The sequence below is a fragment of the Brevundimonas subvibrioides genome (genome assembly GCF_027271155.1).
GTDB lineage: Bacteria > Pseudomonadota > Alphaproteobacteria > Caulobacterales > Caulobacteraceae > Brevundimonas > Brevundimonas subvibrioides_D.
Map to the genome: position 1 here is coordinate 1,486,367 of NZ_CP114542.1, position 15,593 is coordinate 1,501,959.

Here is a 15,593-nt window from a genome sequence, read left to right on the forward strand (position 1 = left end):
GGAGACCAGAAATGGCCGAGATCACCGCCGCCCTCGTCATGGACCTTCGCGCCAAGTCCGGCGTGGGCATGATGGACTGCAAAAAGGCGCTCCAGGAAACCGACGGCGACATCAACGCCGCGATCGACTGGCTGCGCGCCAAGGGCCTGTCCAAGGCCGCCAAGAAGGCCGACCGCGTCGCGGCCGAGGGCCTGGTGGCCGTCGCCTCGAAGGAAGACGGCAAGGGCGAAGTCGGCGCCGCCATCGAGTTCAATTCGGAAACGGACTTCGTGGCCCGCAACGAGCTGTTCCAGAACGCCGCCAAGGCCTTTGCCCAGAAGGGCCTGGACCATCACACGGTGGAGGCCCTGCACGGTGCCGAACTGGAGAATGGCAACACCATCCAGGCCGAGGTCACCAACATGATCGCGACCATCGGCGAGAACATGCAGCTGCGTCGCGCCGCCCGCCTGTCGGTCGATGAGGGCGTCGTCGCCTCCTACGTCCACAATGCCGTGGCTCCGGGCCTTGGCCGCATCGGCGTGCTGGTCGCCCTGCACGGTGGTGGCGACAAGGCCGCCCTGCGCGAGCTGGGCCGCAAGATCGCCATGCACGTCGCCGCGACCGCGCCGCTGTCGCTGAACACCGATGACCTGGACCCGGCCGCCGTCGAGAAGGAACGTCAGGTCCTGACCGAAAAGGCCAAGGAAGAGGGCCGTCCCGAGAACATGATCGCCAAGATCGTCGAGGGCCAGATCAACAAGTTCCAGAAGGACGTGGTGCTGACCAAGCAGCCGTTCGTCATGAACCCCGATGTGACCATCGAGCAGCTGGTCGCCGACGCGGGCAAGGAACTGGGCGCACCCGGCCTGCACCTGGCCGGCTTCGTCCGCCTGGCCCTGGGCGAGGGCGTGGAGAAGGTCGAGGGACCGGACTTCGCCGCCGAAGTCGCCTCGATGATGGCTCCGCAAGCCTGAGTTCGACATCGTCCGGTCGGGCGTCGCTACGCGCCTTGGCCCGAGGATGACGAAGTTCTACTGAGGGGCGCGTTCGGCTTTGAAGCCGGGCGCGCCCTTCGTCTATAAGACACCGACGATTCCCGCCGGACGAGACCCCCATGCCCGCTGACAGTGCCCCGAAATACAAGAAGGTGCTGCTGAAGGTGTCGGGCGAGGTCCTGATGGGCAATCAGGGCTATGGCATCGACATGGACACGGTCGACACCGTGGCCGCCGCCATCGCCAAGGTGGCCAAGGGCGGGACTCAGATCTGTCTGGTGATCGGCGGCGGCAACATCTTCCGGGGCCTGTCGACCGCAGCCGCCGGGATGGAGCGGGCCAGCGCCGACTATATGGGCATGCTGGCGACGGTGATGAACGCCCTGGCCATGCAGAACGCGCTGGAGAAGATCGGCGTCCAGACCCGCGTGCAGAGCGCCATACCGATGGCCGCGATCGCCGAGCCCTATATCCGCCGTCGGGCCGTCCGGCACATGGAAAAGGGCCGCGTGGTGATCTTCGCCGCAGGGACCGGCAATCCCTATTTCACGACCGATACGGCCGCCGCCCTGCGCGCCGCCGAAATGGGCTGCGACGCCCTGCTGAAGGGAACGTCGGTGGACGGTGTCTATTCGGCCGATCCGAAGAAGGACGCGTCCGCCACCCGCTATGACCACCTGAGCTATCAGGATGTGCTGAGCCAGAACCTGAAGGTCATGGACGCCGCCGCCATCGCCCTGATGCGCGAGTCGGGGATTCCGATCGTGGTGTTCTCGATCCGCGAGGAAGATTCCCTGCGCAAGGTGCTGAAAGGCAAGGGGACCTTTACCGTTATCGGCGACACAGACCCCAAAGCGGCCTGATACAAGAAACGCACCAGGAGACCACATGGCCAAGCCCGATCTGAAGACCTATCGCGACCGCATGGACCGCGCCGTGTCCTCCCTGAAGGAGGAATTCCAGGGCCTGCGGACGGGCCGTGCCAATGCCGGCCTGCTGGATCCGGTCCAGGTCCAGGCCTATGGCTCCTCGTCGCCGCTGAATGCCGTGGCCGCCATCAGCGTACCCGAGCCGCGCATGATTTCGGTCAGCGTGTGGGACAAGTCGATGGTCGGACCGGTCGAGAAGGCCATCCGCGCGGCGGGTCTGGGCCTGAACCCCATCGTCGACGGCCAGACCCTGCGCATCCCCGTGCCGCCCCTGACCGAGGAGCGCCGCCGGGAGCTGGCCAAGCTGGCCGGCAAATATGCCGAACAGCAGAAGATCGCCGTCCGCAACGTGCGCCGCGACGCCAACGACGACCTGAAGAAGGCCGAGAAGGCGGGCGAGATCAGCCAGGACGATCAGAAAAAAATGGAGACCGAGGTCCAGAAGGACACCGATGCGGCCATCAAGCGTATCGACGAGACCTTGAAGACCAAGGAAGTTGAGATCATGCAGGTTTGAGGGCCTCCTCTCACCTCGACAGAACGGATTATCGATGACGGCCCAACCCGGCGGTCTGCCAGCCTCTGAGATCGGGCCCCGGCATGTCGCACTGATCATGGACGGAAACGGTCGCTGGGCGCAGGCGCGGGGACTGCCGCGCGCCATGGGTCACCGCGAGGGCGTGCAGGCGCTGAAGCGCACCGTCCAGGCCGCGCCCGATTTCGGCATCGAATGCCTGACGGTGTTCGGCTTCTCGACCGAGAACTGGCGTCGTCCGGTCGAGGAGGTGTCCGACCTGATGGGTCTGGTCCGGTCCTATGTGTCCAGCGACCTGAACCGGCTGGCGCGCGAGGGTGTGCGGGTGCGGGTGCTGGGCCGCCGCACCGGCCTGCCCAGCGACATCGACGCCATCGTCGAGCGGGCAGAGCGGACGACGGCGCATAACGACAAATTCCTGCTTCAGGTGGCCTTCAACTACGGCGGCCGTGCCGACATCGTCGATGCAGCCCAGGCCCACGTCGATCGCGTGCTGGCGGGGCAGGCGACGGGCCCGCTGGACGAGGACATGCTGGGCATGGGCCTGTCGACCGCCGGATCACCTCCGGTGGACGCCATTGTGCGGACCTCGGGCGAGCAGCGGCTGTCGAACTTCCTCCTGTGGGAGGCCGCCTATGCGGAGCTGATCTATCAGGACGTCCTGTGGCCGGATTACGGGCCAAACGCCCTGGCCGACGTGGTCCGGCAGTACCGGGCGCGCGACCGCCGGTTCGGGTCCGTGTCCGTCGCCCCGGCCCTCGCGGTCGGCTGATGGCGATTCGGGTGCGCGACATCGGGCTTCGCGCCGCCTCCGCCATCGTTCTGGCTCCGGCAGCGGGCCTGGCCACCTGGCTGGGCGGGCCGTGGTTCCTGGCCCTTCTGGTCGCCGCAGCCGCCCTGTTGTCGGCCGAATGGGCGATGATGAGCGCCCCCAGGGCCTGGCGGGCGACGGGCGCGGCCGTGTTTCTGGGCCTGCTGTGCGCGATCCTGACGGTTCATGCCCAGCAGCTGTCGCTGTCTCTGGTGCTTCTGGTCTTCGGCGCGGTCGCGGCCGCCCTGTATGCTCGGGCCCGGGGGCAGGAGGCGCTGGATGCTGCCTATGGCGTGCTCTACCTCGGCTGGCCGGCGGTGCTGGTCATCTGGTTGCGCAACGGTCAGGCCGACGATGCCTCGGGCCTGCACTGGACGGTCTTCGTGCTGGCGGTGACCTGGGCCTCCGACATCGCCGCCTATGTTTTCGGCAGCCTGCTGGGAGGTCCGAAACTCTGGCCCCGTTTTTCGCCGAACAAGACCTGGTCCGGCTTTCTGGGTGGGCTGCTGGCCGGGGTCGGGGCGGGCGCGACGATCGCGGCCTGGCTGGACATGGGGCCGCTGACCGTCCTGTGGGGCGGTGCCCTGGGTCTGGCGGGAGCCCTGGCCACCATGGCGGGTGACCTGTGGGAATCGGCGCTGAAACGGCGCTTTGGGGTCAAGGATGCGGGCAAGCTGATCCCGGGACACGGGGGGCTGCTCGACCGGGTGGACGGGCTGATGTTCGCCATCGTCGTGGTGGCGGCCGGTCGGCTGGGCGTGCTGCTGCTGGAGGGCGGCGCATGATCCGGCGGCGGGTGAGCGTCCTGGGTTCGACGGGCTCGGTCGGGACCTCGACCCTCGATCTGATGGAGCACGGCCAGGCCGCGGGATCGGCCGCGTTCCAGGTCGTGGCCCTGACCGGCGGGGCCAATATCGAGCGTCTGGCCGGACAGGCCCGGCGCTGGCGGCCGGAAATCGCCGTGACGGCCGACCCGGCACGGCTGGACGAGCTTCGCGCGGCGCTGGACGGCACAGGCATAGCGGTCGCTGCGGGCGAACAGGCGGTCATCGAGGCGGCGACGCGTCCGACGGATCTGGTCATGGCCTCCATCGTGGGCGCGGCGGGTCTGAAGTCCGCCTGGGCGGCGGCGGCGACCGGGGCGACGCTCGCCCTCGCCAACAAGGAAAGTCTGGTCTGCTGCGGCTCCAGCCTGATCGAGCGGGTCCGCGCCCACGGCGGGCGACTGATCCCGGTCGATTCCGAGCATTCCGCCATCTTCCAGGTGTTTCCGGCCGAGACGCCGGACCATGTCGCACGGCTGATCCTGACCGCCTCGGGCGGCCCGTTTCGCACGACCTCGCGCGAGGCGATGGCCGCCATGACGCCGGAGCAGGCCGTGGCCCACCCCAACTGGAGCATGGGGGCCAAGATCTCGGTAGACAGCGCCACCATGGCCAACAAGGGCCTGGAGATGATCGAGGCGGCCTATCTGTTCGGCATGTCGGCCCAAAAGATCGACGTCGTGGTGCATCCGGAATCGATCATCCACAGCCTGGTCGAATACATCGACGGCTCGACCCTGGCCCAGATGGGACCGCCGGACATGCGCACGCCCATCGCCTGCGCCCTGGCCTGGCCCGAGCGACTGGCCTGGCCGGCCCCCCGGCTGGACCTCGCGGCCCTTGGCAAACTCACGTTCGAGGCCCCCGATCCGGTGCGGTTTCCGGCCCTGCGGCTGGCGCGTGAGGCGCTGGAGGCGGGGGCGGGGGCACCGACCGTCTTCAATGCGGCGAACGAGGTCGCGGCCCTGGCCTTTCTTGACCGTCGTCTGGCCTTTCTCAATATTGCCGCAGTCATCGCCGAAACGCTTGATCGGATGACGAAGACGGGGCCGGGTTCCGGTTACGACGACGCCTGCGCGGGGGCTCTGGCCCTCGATGCGGACGCCCGTCGTGTCGCGGTCGGGATCGTCCAGGACATGGCGATCGCCGCCTGATGGCGTCTCGCGGACAGGAAACGGGGACGACGAGCGAATGCTGAATGCCTTGGCGCAGGTCCTGATGACGGTCGTGCCGTTCCTGATGGTGCTGACGGTCATCGTCACGATTCACGAACTGGGTCACTTCCTCGTCGCGCGGTATTTCGGGGTGAAGGTCGACCGGTTCGCCATCGGCTTCGGCAAGGCGATCTTCAGCCGCACCGACCGCCACGGCATCGAATGGCGGATCGGCTGGCTGCCGCTGGGGGGCTATGTGAAGTTCTCGGGCGACATGGATGCCTCCAGCGTGCCCGACAGCCGGGGTCTGGACACGCTGAAGCGCGAGATCGTGGCCGAGAAGGGTGTCGGGGCCGAGCGCGACTATTTCCATTTCAAGCCGATCTGGCAGCGGATGCTGATCGTCGCCGCCGGGCCGGTGTCGAACTTCGTCCTGGCTATCGCGATCTTTACGGTCCTGTTTTCGGTGGTCGGGGTCACGCTGCGGCCCGCGCGCATTGTGGAGGTCGTGGCGGGTTCGCCCGCAGCGACGGCGGGCTTTCAGGTCGGGGACCTGATCACCGAGATCAACGGCAGCCCGGTTCGGGATCGCAGTGACGTGAGCCGCCGCACCAGCCTGTCGAGCGGTGATCCGCTGCGCTTCACCGTCGAACGTGCGGGACAGCGACTGATCCTCATCGCTACGCCGGAGCGCCGCGTGCAGGAGGACCCTCTGGCCGGGCGAACGAACATGGGCCAACTCGGCGTTCTGCTGTCGTCCACGGCGGCCGAAACCCGCCAGATCCGCTACAATCCGATCGAGGCGGTCGGGGAGGGCGTGCGTCAGACCGGAAACGTTCTGGGCACGACGCTGAACTACATCGGTCGCATCTTCACCGGCCGCGAGAACGGCGACCAGCTCAGCGGACCGCTCGGCATCGCCAAGGCATCCGGGGCCCTGACGAACGCGGCCGTCGCGGCCAATCCCGACCCCGGGGCCATGGCCATCAACCTGCTTCTGACGATGACGAGCTTTGCCGCCATACTTTCGATCGGAATCGGCTTTCTAAACCTGTTGCCCATCCCGGTTCTGGATGGCGGTCATCTGGTTTTCTACGCCTATGAGGCTGTGGCGAGAAAACCTGTGGCGGCCAGTGTTCAGGAGGCGGGGTATCGGGTCGGTCTTGCTTTGCTGGCGGGATTGATGTTGTTCGCGACCTGGAACGACCTGCAGAAGTTGAACCTGTTCAAATTCCTGGGCGGGCTCGTCTCGTGAGCCGACGCCAGCCCTTATTGGTTTCCCGAATGATCCTGAACCACCCGCGCGCCGCCAACACCCCGGCCGACAGAACTCTGCGAGGCGGTTTCGTCGCCACCGCCAGCCTGATCGCCCTTATGGCGGCCGGCCCGGCGCTGGCCCAGACGCCGCCGCCCGCGCCGAACGTCCAGCCCGGGGCGCTTCAGGCCACGGGCCAGGCCCCGACCGCCCCGCCGACCGAGACGGGCGTGGTCAATCGCATTCTCGTGCAGGGCAACCAGCGGATCGACCAGACCACGGTCCTGTCCTATCTGCCGATCCAGCCGGGCGACACGATCGATCCGGTCGTCCTGGACGTCGCCATCCGCACCCTGACGCGGACCCAGCTGTTCGCCGACGTCCAGATCGGGCTTCAGGACAATGGCGACCTGATTATCCGCATCGTCGAGAACCCCATCATCAACCAGGTGGTGTTCGAAGGGAACGGTTCGATCAAGGAGGACAAGCTGCGGGAGGAGGTCACCATCTCTCCGCGCGGCATCTATACCCGTGCCCGGGTCCAGGAGGACGTGGGCAAGCTGATCGAGCTCTATCGTCTGTCCGGCCGGATCTCGGCGACGGTCACGCCCAAGCTGGTCCAGCTGGAACAGAACCGCGTCGACGTCGTCTTCGAGATCGACGAAGGCCCCGAAACCGGCGTGCAGGCCATCACCTTCCTGGGCAACCAGGCCTTCTCGGATTCCGAGCTGCAGGAGGTCATGGTCACCAAGGAATCGGCCTGGTTCCGTCTGTTCACCAAGAACGACAACTACGACCCCGGCCGCCTGGACTACGATCGCGAGCAGCTGCGCAAATTCTATACGAACCGGGGTTATTACGATTTCCGCATCACCTCGGCCGTCGCCGAGCTGGCTCCCGATGACAGCGCGTTCGGCGTTACCCTGACCGTGGACGAGGGGGACCGCTACAATTTCGGCACCATCGACGTGGTGACCGAGAACGATCGCCTGAACGCCGACTTCCTCAAGCTTCTGCTGCCGATCCAGTCCGGCGATCTGTACGAGAGCGACAAGATCGAAAGCTCGGTCGATGCGCTGACCTTCGCCGCCGGTTCGGCCGGCTATGCCTTTGTCGACATCAATCCGACCTATCGTGCCAATCCGGACACTGACACCGTCGATGTGACCTTCAACATCTCCGAGGGCCAGCGCGTCTATGTCGACCGCATCAACGTCATCGGCAATACGCGGACGATCGACCCGGTCATCCGTCGCGAACTGTTGCTGACCGAGGGCGACGCCTTCAACCGCACCCTGGTCGAGCGCTCGCGCAACAACCTGCGGGGCCTGGGCTTCTTCAAGGACGTGACCATCGAGGAGGAGCGCGGCTCCGCCCCCGACCGCTCGATCGTGAACGTCACCGTCGAGGAACAGCCCACGGGTGAGCTTTCCGTCGGGGCCGGCTTCAGCTCGGTCGACAGTTTCGTCGTCAACCTCGGGATTTCGGAGCGGAATTTCCGCGGCCGGGGTCAGAACGTCGTGGCCCGCGTCGAGTGGGGCTCGCTGCGTCAGCAGATCGATTTCCGCTTCACCGAGCCCCGCTTCCTGGGTCGCGACATCGGCGCGGGCTTCGACGTGTTCCACTCGCGATACGACTTCCAGCAGGAGTCGTCGTTCGACTATCGCTCGACCGGTGCGAGCCTGCGTTTGTCTTATCCGCTGAACGGCTACAGCCGGCTGGCGACGCGATACACCATCAAGGATGACGAGATCATCGTGCCCGTCGGCTACTGCTCGGGCGCGGGACAGGGGTCGGCGGCCCTGTGCGAACAGATCGGTGCCTCGCTGAACTCCGCGATCGGCTATACGCTGCTGGTGGACCGTCGGAACGATCCCATCCGCCCGACGCGCGGCTGGACCGGATCGCTGCGCCAGGACTTTGCCGGTCTGGGTGGCGATGTGAACTATGTGAAGACCGAGGTCGAAACGACGGCCTACTACGGCATCACACCCGACTGGATCGTCAGCGTCACCGGCTCGGCAGGCTATGTGTCGGGCTGGGCCGGGGATGCGATCCGCATCAACGACCGCTTCTTCAAGGGCGGCAACACCTTCCGCGGGTTCGAGAACGCCGGCATGGGTCCGCGCGACCTGGCCACGAATGACTCTCTGGGCGGTAACTTCTATGCGGTCGGCAGTGTCGAGCTGACCCTGCCGAACGGCCTGCCGGAGCAATACGGCATCAAGACCTCGCTGTTCGCCGACGTCGGAACGCTGGGCGTGCTCGACGACCGCTACACGGTCAACGCCACGACCGGATTGTCCAGCGCCTGCCCCGACGGCGCCGTCATCGGCGACGCCTGCGTGGCCGACGACCTGTCGCTGCGCGCCTCGGTCGGCCTGAGCGTGCACTGGAAGGCGCCCGTCGGTCCGATCCGGTTCGACTTCTCCAAGATCCTCAGCTCCGAAGACTACGACCGCACCGAAACCTTCCGCTTCTCCACCTCCACCCAGTTCTAAGCCGGGCCGTTCCGGCCTCCATAAGGTTACCCATGAAACTCCTCGCTCTCGGCGCTTTCGCCCTGGCCTCCTTCGCCGCCATCGCCGCCCCCTCGGCCGCTTCGGCCCAGACCGCCGGCCCCCAGAACCCCGGACCCGTGATCCCCGGCGTCTGCGTCTATTTCAACCAGCGCCTGCTGGCCCAATCGACGGTCGGTCAATCCGTTCAGGCTCGCATGGAGCAGCTGGCGACCGAGGTTCAGGGTGAACTGGCCCCCTATGGCACGGCGATCCAGACCGAAATCACCGCCCTGCAGCAGGGTGGCCAGGCCGCCGATCCGGACGGCTCGCGCCGAACCGCGCTGCAGCAGCGAATCCAGGAAGCCCAGGCCCTGGAACAGACCCGCCAGGACGAGCTGCGTTACACCCTGGGTGAGCAGCGCCGCCTGATCTCGGCCCAGGTCGAACCGATCCTGGTCGCCGTGTATCAGGAACGGGGCTGTGGCCTGCTGCTGGACCGCGAAAGCGTGTTCATCGCCAACCCTGCCATGGACGTGACCGACACGGTCATGGAGCGCCTGAACGCGGCCCTGCCGTCGCTCAGCTTCAACCGCCTGCCGGTGCCGGTCCAACAGGCCCAGTAGGCGTTCGGCATGATGCCCGACGCCCGGTTCTTCACCACGTCGGCACCGCTCGGCCTCGACGACCTCGTTGCCCTGACGGGTGGCGAGGTCGTTCGCCGTTCGGGGGCTACCGTGTCGCGCGTGGCCCCGCTGGCCGAGGCGGATGCGGCCTGCGTCGCCTTCATGGCGGATCGCAAATTCGCTGCGGCCCTGTCGGCCTCCGGTGCGGGCGTGGTCATCGTGCCGCCGTCCGCGGTCGAGGTGGCGCCCGCCGGAGCGGCCGTGATCGTCTCACGAGAGCCCCAGGCCGCCTGGGCCCGGGTCGCGGCCCGGCTGCATCGACCCGTCACGCTGGAGGCGGCCATCGGGCGCGACGTCTGCGAAGACGACACGGTCGTTCTGGAGCCGGGCGTGGTCGTCGGTCGGGGTGCCCGGATCGGACGCAGGAGCCGGATCGGGGCCAATACCGTCATCGGCCCCGGCGTTCAGATCGGGCGTGACTGTGCCATCGGTTCGGGGGCCTCGATCGGATTCGCCCTGATCGGCGACCGGGTGAAGATCTATGCCGGGGTGCGGATCGGAGAGGCCGGTTTCGGGGCTGCAGGGGCCGCCGGCGGGCCCGTCGACGTTCCCCAGCTGGGCCGCGTCATCCTGCAGGACGGCGTGACCGTCGGGGCCAACACCTGCATCGACCGCGGGGCCTATGGCGACACCGTCGTCGGCGAGAACACCAAGATCGATAATCTGGTCCAGATCGCGCACAATTGCATCATCGGCCGGAACTGCCTGATCGCCGCCCATACCGGCATTTCCGGCTCCTGCACGGTCGGTGACAATGTGATGTTCGGCGGCAAGGCGGGGATCGGCGACCATCTGTCGATCGGCGACGGCGCGCGGGTCGCAGGCGGTGCGGGCGTGCTGGCCGACATCCCGGCGGGCGAGACCTGGTCGGGCTATCCCGCCAAACCGATCCGTCAGTTCTTGCGCGAGGCCGTCTGGCTTGCCAGACAGGTGAACCGCAAGAAGGACTGAGTGCGCGTGACAGATCCCACGACCACCGAAGACATCCGAATCGACTACGCCGAGGTGATGCGCCGTCTGCCGCATCGCTATCCCTTCCTGCTGGTCGACAAGGCCGAGGCCTTCGTGCCCGCGACCTCGATCGTCGGCATCAAGAACGTGACCCACAACGAGCCGTTTTTTCCGGGCCATTTCCCGATCGATCCGGTCATGCCGGGGGTGCTGATCGTGGAGGCCATGGCCCAGACGGGCGCCCTGCTGATGTCCAAGACCCTGGATGTCGCCGTGGCCGACAAGGTCATCATGTTCATGTCGATCGACGGCGTCCGCTTCAGGAAACCCGCCCGGCCCGGCGATCAGCTGCGCATGGAGGTCAAGGTGATCCGCGCGCGGGGCGACGCCTACAAATTCCGGGGCGAGACCTTTATCGACGGCAAGCTGGCCGCGGAGGCCGAGTTCATGGCCATGGTGGTCAAGGTCGACCAGCCCGCGACATGACCGTTCACCCCAGCGCCATCGTCGATCCCTCGGCCAGGATCGCCGCCGACGTCGTGATCGGTCCCTGGTGCACGGTCGGGCCGGGCGTCTCGCTGGCGCCGGGTGTCCATCTGGTCAGCCACGTCGTGGTCCAGCAGGACACGAGCATCGGCGAACGCACCGTCATCCACCCCTTTGCGGTCATCGGCGGCGACCCCCAGCACAACGGCTACAAGGGCGAGCCGGTCCGGCTGGAGATCGGCCACGACAACAGTATCCGCGAGCACTGCACCTTCAACCGCGGCACGCCACAGGGCAGCGGCGTCACCCGCGTCGGCTCCAACGGCCTGTTCATGACCGGGGCTCACGTCGGACACGACGCGGTCGTCGGCGACAACGTCGTCATGGCCAATTCGGCCACGCTGGGCGGTCACGCGAGGATCGGCGACAGGGTCTTCCTGGGCGGCCTGTGCGCCGTGCATCAGAACGGACGGGTGGGGCAGGGCGCGATCGTCGGCGGTCTGGCGGCCGTGACCCGCGACGTCATCCCCTATGGCTCGGCCTGGGGCAACCACGCGCGGCTGCATGGGCTGAACCTGATCGGACTGAAGCGGAAGGGCTACGGCAAGGACGCGGTCCGCCGGCTGCTGGCCGCGTTCCGGGACCTGTTCGAGGGAGCCGGCATGTTCGCAGACCGGCTGGACCGCGTCGAGGCCGGCTATGCCGACCTGCCCGAGATCATGGAGATCGTCGCCTTCATCCGCGCCGACGCCAGACGCCCCCTCTGTCTGCCGGGCGAATGACCGGAGCGTCCGGAAAGCTGGGCCTGATCGCGGGCGGGGGCGAACTGCCCCATGCCATCGCAAGGCGCTGCGAAGCCGAGGGACGTCCCCTGTACATCGTGCGGCTGGACGGGTTTGCAGACGTTCATCTGGAACGCTGGCCCGGCGCCACCTTCGGCATGGCCGAGATCGGCGGTATCCTGAAGGCCTTGAAACAGCAGGGCTGTGTGGCCGTCTGTCTGGCCGGCACCGTCAGCCGACCGGATTTCAAGCGGCTGAAGCCCGACCTGAAGGGGGCCTCGGTCCTGCCCGGCATCATCGCCGCCGCCACGAAGGGCGACGACGCCCTGTTGCGCAAAATCCTGTCGGTGTTCGAGGCCGAGGGTTATGGCGTCGAGGGCGCAGACGACATCCTGGGCGGCGAGACCTTGCCGGACGGGGCGCTGGGCCGCGTCGCGCCGACCCCCGCGCAAATGCTTGATCTTAAGAAAGCGCTACATATCGCAGAAAAAGCAGGAGAACTCGACATCGGACAGGGTGCAGTCGTCTGTGACGGCCTGGTGCTGGCGGTCGAGGCCCAGGAGGGCACCGACGCCATGCTGGCGCGCGTCGCGGGCCTGCCCGCCGACCTGCGGGGCTCGGGGGCGGACCGCAAGGGCGCGCTTGGGAAGGCTCCCAAGCCGATTCAGGATCTGCGCGTCGACATGCCGGTGATCGGCGCTCGCACGGTCGAGATGGCGGCTGCGGCCGGTCTGGCCGGCATCGCCGGGATCGAAGGCCGGCTCATCCTGATTGACCGTCAATCAATCATTGATGCCGCAAATCGGCTCGGTTTGTTCGTCTGGGGCGAGCCCCGGCCATGAAGATCATGCTGGTCGCGGCGGAGGCCTCGGGCGACGCCCTCGGAGCCGGACTGGCTGCGGCGCTGCGGGCGCGAGAGCCCGGAATCGCTGTGGTCGGCGTCGGCGGTCCACGCATGGCCGAACACGGGATCGCCAGCCCCTTCGACATTGCCGAGCTGTCGGTGCTGGGCTGGCTGGAGGGGTTGCGTGTCTATGGCCGGGTCAAGGCCCGGGTCGCCGATACCGTCGCCATGGCGCTCCGCGAACGTCCCGATGCCGTGGTCCTGATCGACAGCTGGGGCTTCACCATCCGCGTCGCCAGGGCCATTCGCGCCGTCCTGCCGGACGTGAAGCTGATCAAATATGTCGGCCCCCAGGTCTGGGCCTCGCGGCCGGGAAGAGCCAGGACGCTCGCCGCCGCCGTCGACCATTTGCTGGCCCTCTACGCCTTCGATGCACCCTGGTTCGAGGCCGAGGGTCTGCCCACCACCGTCGTCGGATCCCAGGCGCTGCACATCGACATGAGCGGGGCCGATCCCGTCGCCTTCCGGTCCGCGCGGGGCCTCGCGCCCGACGCGCCCCTGCTGCTGATCCTTCCAGGTAGCCGCCCCGGCGAAATCCGCCTGATGACGCCCGTCTATGAGCAGGCGGCCGCGCGCCTGAAGGCTGAACGTCCGGACCTGCAGATCGCCGTGGTCGCCGCCGGCACGGTCGCCGCCGACGTCACCGTCCGCGTCGCCGCCTGGCCGTTCCGCGCCCATCTGGTGACCGAGGCGGACAAGTATGCAGCGATGAAGGCCGCCACCGTCGCCCTGGCCACCAGCGGCACGGTCTCGACCGAACTGGCGCTAGCGGGCGTGCCCATGGTCATCGGCTACCGGTTCGCAGCCGTGAGCTATGCGATCATGAAGCCCTTCTTCACCGGCAAGTACGCCACCCTGTTCAACCACGCCGCCGATGCCGAGATCGCCAGGGAACTGATCCAGGCCGAGGCCACGCCGGAGCGGTTCGCGGTCGAACTGTCCCGCCTGCTGGACGACCCCGCCGCCCGCGCCGACCAGTCCGCCCGCCAGACCGCCGCCCTGGACCTGATGGGCCGCGAGGGACGCGACCCGTCCGAGATCGCCGCGGAGACCCTCTATACCCTGTTGCGCGACGCGCCTGCCGGTCCGCGCACAGGGGGCTGAGCGCGCACGAGTCCGGACGTCCTCCAGCTTCGTTCGAGGTCGCCGGCTGTTGACCCGGGACGGAGCCGTTGGCCGACTGCGGCCTATGCGGCTGGTGCGATGCTCACGAGTTCAGTGGCGAGGACGTCTTCATATCGCAGGGTGACGGTCCGGCCGTTGGCAGCGACCAGCTTGTCGCTGATGAAGAGCTCGAACGTGACCGAAGTGCCGTCGGGCGCCGTGACGGTGGCCTCTGACGGCAAATCTCCGGCGGTTGCGGATTCCGCGCCGGAGAGCACGCCCTGGATCGATTTTGCGCCGCCGGCCGGGGCCGGTCCGCCTGTGTCAAGGACCTCGCCGTTCATTGTCAGATCGACCATATGGTGTTCTGTGGTCACCGTGTAGCGAACCTCGACCGGCTTGCCGATCAGCGGCTGGATCGTGGCCGGAGCGACCGGGCCGCCCACCTCAGGATCGAGACTGCCCAATTTCAGATTGCCGTCGTCGCCCACAGCGGCGCCGGCAGGGCCGACCTCAAGGCCATCATAGTAGGCTGGCCAGCTGACGTCCTCGAAGGCCAGGAGCACGCCCTTGACGCTGTGCGTTCCGACCGTCCGGGGGGCGAAGCCAGCCTGTGCAGCCTCTACGCCAGCACCCACCGGTGCCGAGGCCGGCTCCCTGGCCGGAGCCTCGCAGCCCGCAAGAGCCAGAGCCGCCAACCCCGTGATGAAAAGCCTGATCGCCATGTCCCGTCTCCCCGGATCGCCGTATCGGGAGAGGCTAGATCAGCGTCGCGCGGGTGGCAATCGGCCGGTCCGTTGCCAGTCGCCACACTGGTTCCTGAACCATGTCAGCTGGCGCTTGGCGTAGTTCCGGGTGGCCTGTTGAATCGCTGTGGTCGCCGTGGCCAGGGTGATCTCTCCGGCCAGGAGGGCTGCCAGTTCCCGCACGCCCACCGCCTTCATCGCAGGGAGAGCCGGGTTGAGTCCCCGACCCGCCAGCGCCCGGACCTCATCGATGGCCCCGGTAGAAAGCATCGTCACCACCCGTGCATCGCAGGCGGCATAGAGGGCCTCTCGGTCCGGCTCGATCACCTGCCGCTCATAGGTGCCCGGTTCCAGCAACGGTCGGGTCGAGGCGCGCCAGTCGCTGAGCGACCGCCCCGTCGCCCGCGCCACCGCATAGGCCCGCGTCAGGCGCTGGCGGTCTCCGGCTGCGATGGCGGCCTCGGCGGGCGGATCGAAGGTCGTCAGTCGCAGGCGGAAGGCACCCTCGCCCTCGGTGTCATACAGCGCCATCGCCTCCTCGCGCGCCTCGACCGGCACATCGGGAATATCGGCAAGACCCCGGGTCAGGGCGTTGAAATACAGGCCCGTTCCGCCGACGATCAGCGCCGGGCGACCTTCGGCCCGCAGCGTCTCCAGCAGCGGCAGGATCGCCCGGGTCCAGCGGCCGACCGACCAGGCCTCGGCCGCATCGACGGTGCCGTACAGATGGTGCGGGGCCTGTGCCTCGTCGTTTGCCGATGGCCGGGCGGTCAGGACGCGCAGGTCGGCGTACAGCTGCTGGCTGTCGGCATTGATGATGGCCGCCCCCGTGCGCGCGGCGATCTCCAGCGCCAGCCGCGACTTTCCCGATGCGGTCGGGCCGGCGATCAGGGTGATGGCGGGTCGGGGCACGGGACGCTCGCTTGCGGCAGGGGTTGGCGATAGAACGCG

General features: G+C 67.6%; 16 protein-coding genes. 14 read left to right on the top strand and 2 right to left on the bottom strand.

Annotated features, from left to right (window positions below):
* The first annotated feature begins 11 nt into the window (after positions 1-11).
* The 14 genes from tsf (at position 12) to lpxB (ending at position 13,896) form a co-directional block, all read left to right on the top strand.
* Positions 12-956 carry a translation elongation factor Ts gene (tsf, locus tag O3139_RS07445; protein WP_269516401.1) on the top strand — a complete coding sequence of 315 codons (945 nt, stop codon included), beginning with the start codon at positions 12-14 and terminating at the stop codon, positions 954-956.
* A 140-nt stretch (positions 957-1,096) separates the two neighbouring features.
* Entirely contained in the window at positions 1,097-1,840 is a 744-nt protein-coding gene (gene pyrH / locus O3139_RS07450; RefSeq protein WP_269513304.1) for a UMP kinase, read from the top strand.
* Between the two features lie 25 nt (positions 1,841-1,865).
* Positions 1,866-2,423 carry a ribosome recycling factor gene (frr, locus tag O3139_RS07455; RefSeq protein WP_209320968.1) on the top strand — a complete coding sequence of 186 codons (558 nt, stop codon included), beginning with the start codon at positions 1,866-1,868 and terminating at the stop codon, positions 2,421-2,423.
* 34 nt (positions 2,424-2,457) lie between these two features.
* Positions 2,458-3,213, top strand: a complete 756-nt coding sequence (uppS, locus tag O3139_RS07460) for a polyprenyl diphosphate synthase (protein ID WP_269513305.1) — start codon at positions 2,458-2,460, stop codon at positions 3,211-3,213.
* Positions 3,213-4,037, top strand: coding sequence for a phosphatidate cytidylyltransferase (locus tag O3139_RS07465; RefSeq protein WP_269513306.1), 825 nt, complete (start codon positions 3,213-3,215; stop codon positions 4,035-4,037). Before uppS ends, O3139_RS07465 begins: the two co-directional genes overlap by 1 nt.
* Positions 4,034-5,230: a 1-deoxy-D-xylulose-5-phosphate reductoisomerase gene (gene dxr / locus O3139_RS07470; RefSeq protein WP_269513307.1), complete on the top strand. Its 1,197-nt coding sequence runs from the start codon at positions 4,034-4,036 to the stop codon at positions 5,228-5,230. The genes O3139_RS07465 and dxr overlap by 4 nt, the downstream gene beginning before the upstream one ends.
* Positions 5,231-5,267: 37 nt before the next feature.
* Complete coding sequence (locus O3139_RS07475) at positions 5,268-6,485, top strand: M50 family metallopeptidase (RefSeq protein ID WP_269513308.1); 1,218 nt, start codon at positions 5,268-5,270, stop codon at positions 6,483-6,485.
* Between the two features lie 29 nt (positions 6,486-6,514).
* Positions 6,515-8,986 (top strand): outer membrane protein assembly factor BamA, encoded by a 2,472-nt coding sequence (gene bamA, locus O3139_RS07480; protein WP_269513309.1) that lies wholly within the window; start codon positions 6,515-6,517, stop codon positions 8,984-8,986.
* A gap of 32 nt (positions 8,987-9,018) precedes the next feature.
* On the top strand, positions 9,019-9,609 hold the full coding sequence (locus O3139_RS07485) for an OmpH family outer membrane protein (RefSeq protein WP_269513310.1): 591 nt from the start codon (positions 9,019-9,021) through the stop codon (positions 9,607-9,609).
* 12 nt (positions 9,610-9,621) lie between these two features.
* Complete coding sequence (gene lpxD / locus O3139_RS07490) at positions 9,622-10,620, top strand: UDP-3-O-(3-hydroxymyristoyl)glucosamine N-acyltransferase (protein ID WP_269516438.1); 999 nt, start codon at positions 9,622-9,624, stop codon at positions 10,618-10,620.
* 6 nt (positions 10,621-10,626) lie between these two features.
* Positions 10,627-11,106: a 3-hydroxyacyl-ACP dehydratase FabZ gene (fabZ, locus tag O3139_RS07495; protein ID WP_269513311.1), complete on the top strand. Its 480-nt coding sequence runs from the start codon at positions 10,627-10,629 to the stop codon at positions 11,104-11,106.
* Positions 11,103-11,888: an acyl-ACP--UDP-N-acetylglucosamine O-acyltransferase gene (lpxA, locus tag O3139_RS07500; protein ID WP_269513312.1), complete on the top strand. Its 786-nt coding sequence runs from the start codon at positions 11,103-11,105 to the stop codon at positions 11,886-11,888. The genes fabZ and lpxA overlap by 4 nt, the downstream gene beginning before the upstream one ends.
* Positions 11,885-12,730, top strand: a complete 846-nt coding sequence (gene lpxI, locus O3139_RS07505) for a UDP-2,3-diacylglucosamine diphosphatase (protein WP_269513313.1) — start codon at positions 11,885-11,887, stop codon at positions 12,728-12,730. The genes lpxA and lpxI overlap by 4 nt, the downstream gene beginning before the upstream one ends.
* Positions 12,727-13,896, top strand: coding sequence for a lipid-A-disaccharide synthase (lpxB, locus tag O3139_RS07510; protein ID WP_269513314.1), 1,170 nt, complete (start codon positions 12,727-12,729; stop codon positions 13,894-13,896). Before lpxI ends, lpxB begins: the two co-directional genes overlap by 4 nt.
* An 83-nt stretch (positions 13,897-13,979) precedes the next feature.
* On the opposite strand, the gene O3139_RS07515 is transcribed toward lpxB, so the two are convergent.
* Positions 13,980-14,621 (bottom strand): hypothetical protein, encoded by a 642-nt coding sequence (locus O3139_RS07515; protein ID WP_269513316.1) that lies wholly within the window; start codon positions 14,619-14,621, stop codon positions 13,980-13,982.
* A gap of 39 nt (positions 14,622-14,660) precedes the next feature.
* Complete coding sequence (gene miaA, locus O3139_RS07520; RefSeq protein ID WP_269513317.1) at positions 14,661-15,554, bottom strand: tRNA (adenosine(37)-N6)-dimethylallyltransferase MiaA; 894 nt, start codon at positions 15,552-15,554, stop codon at positions 14,661-14,663.
* Positions 15,555-15,593 lie beyond the last annotated feature (39 nt).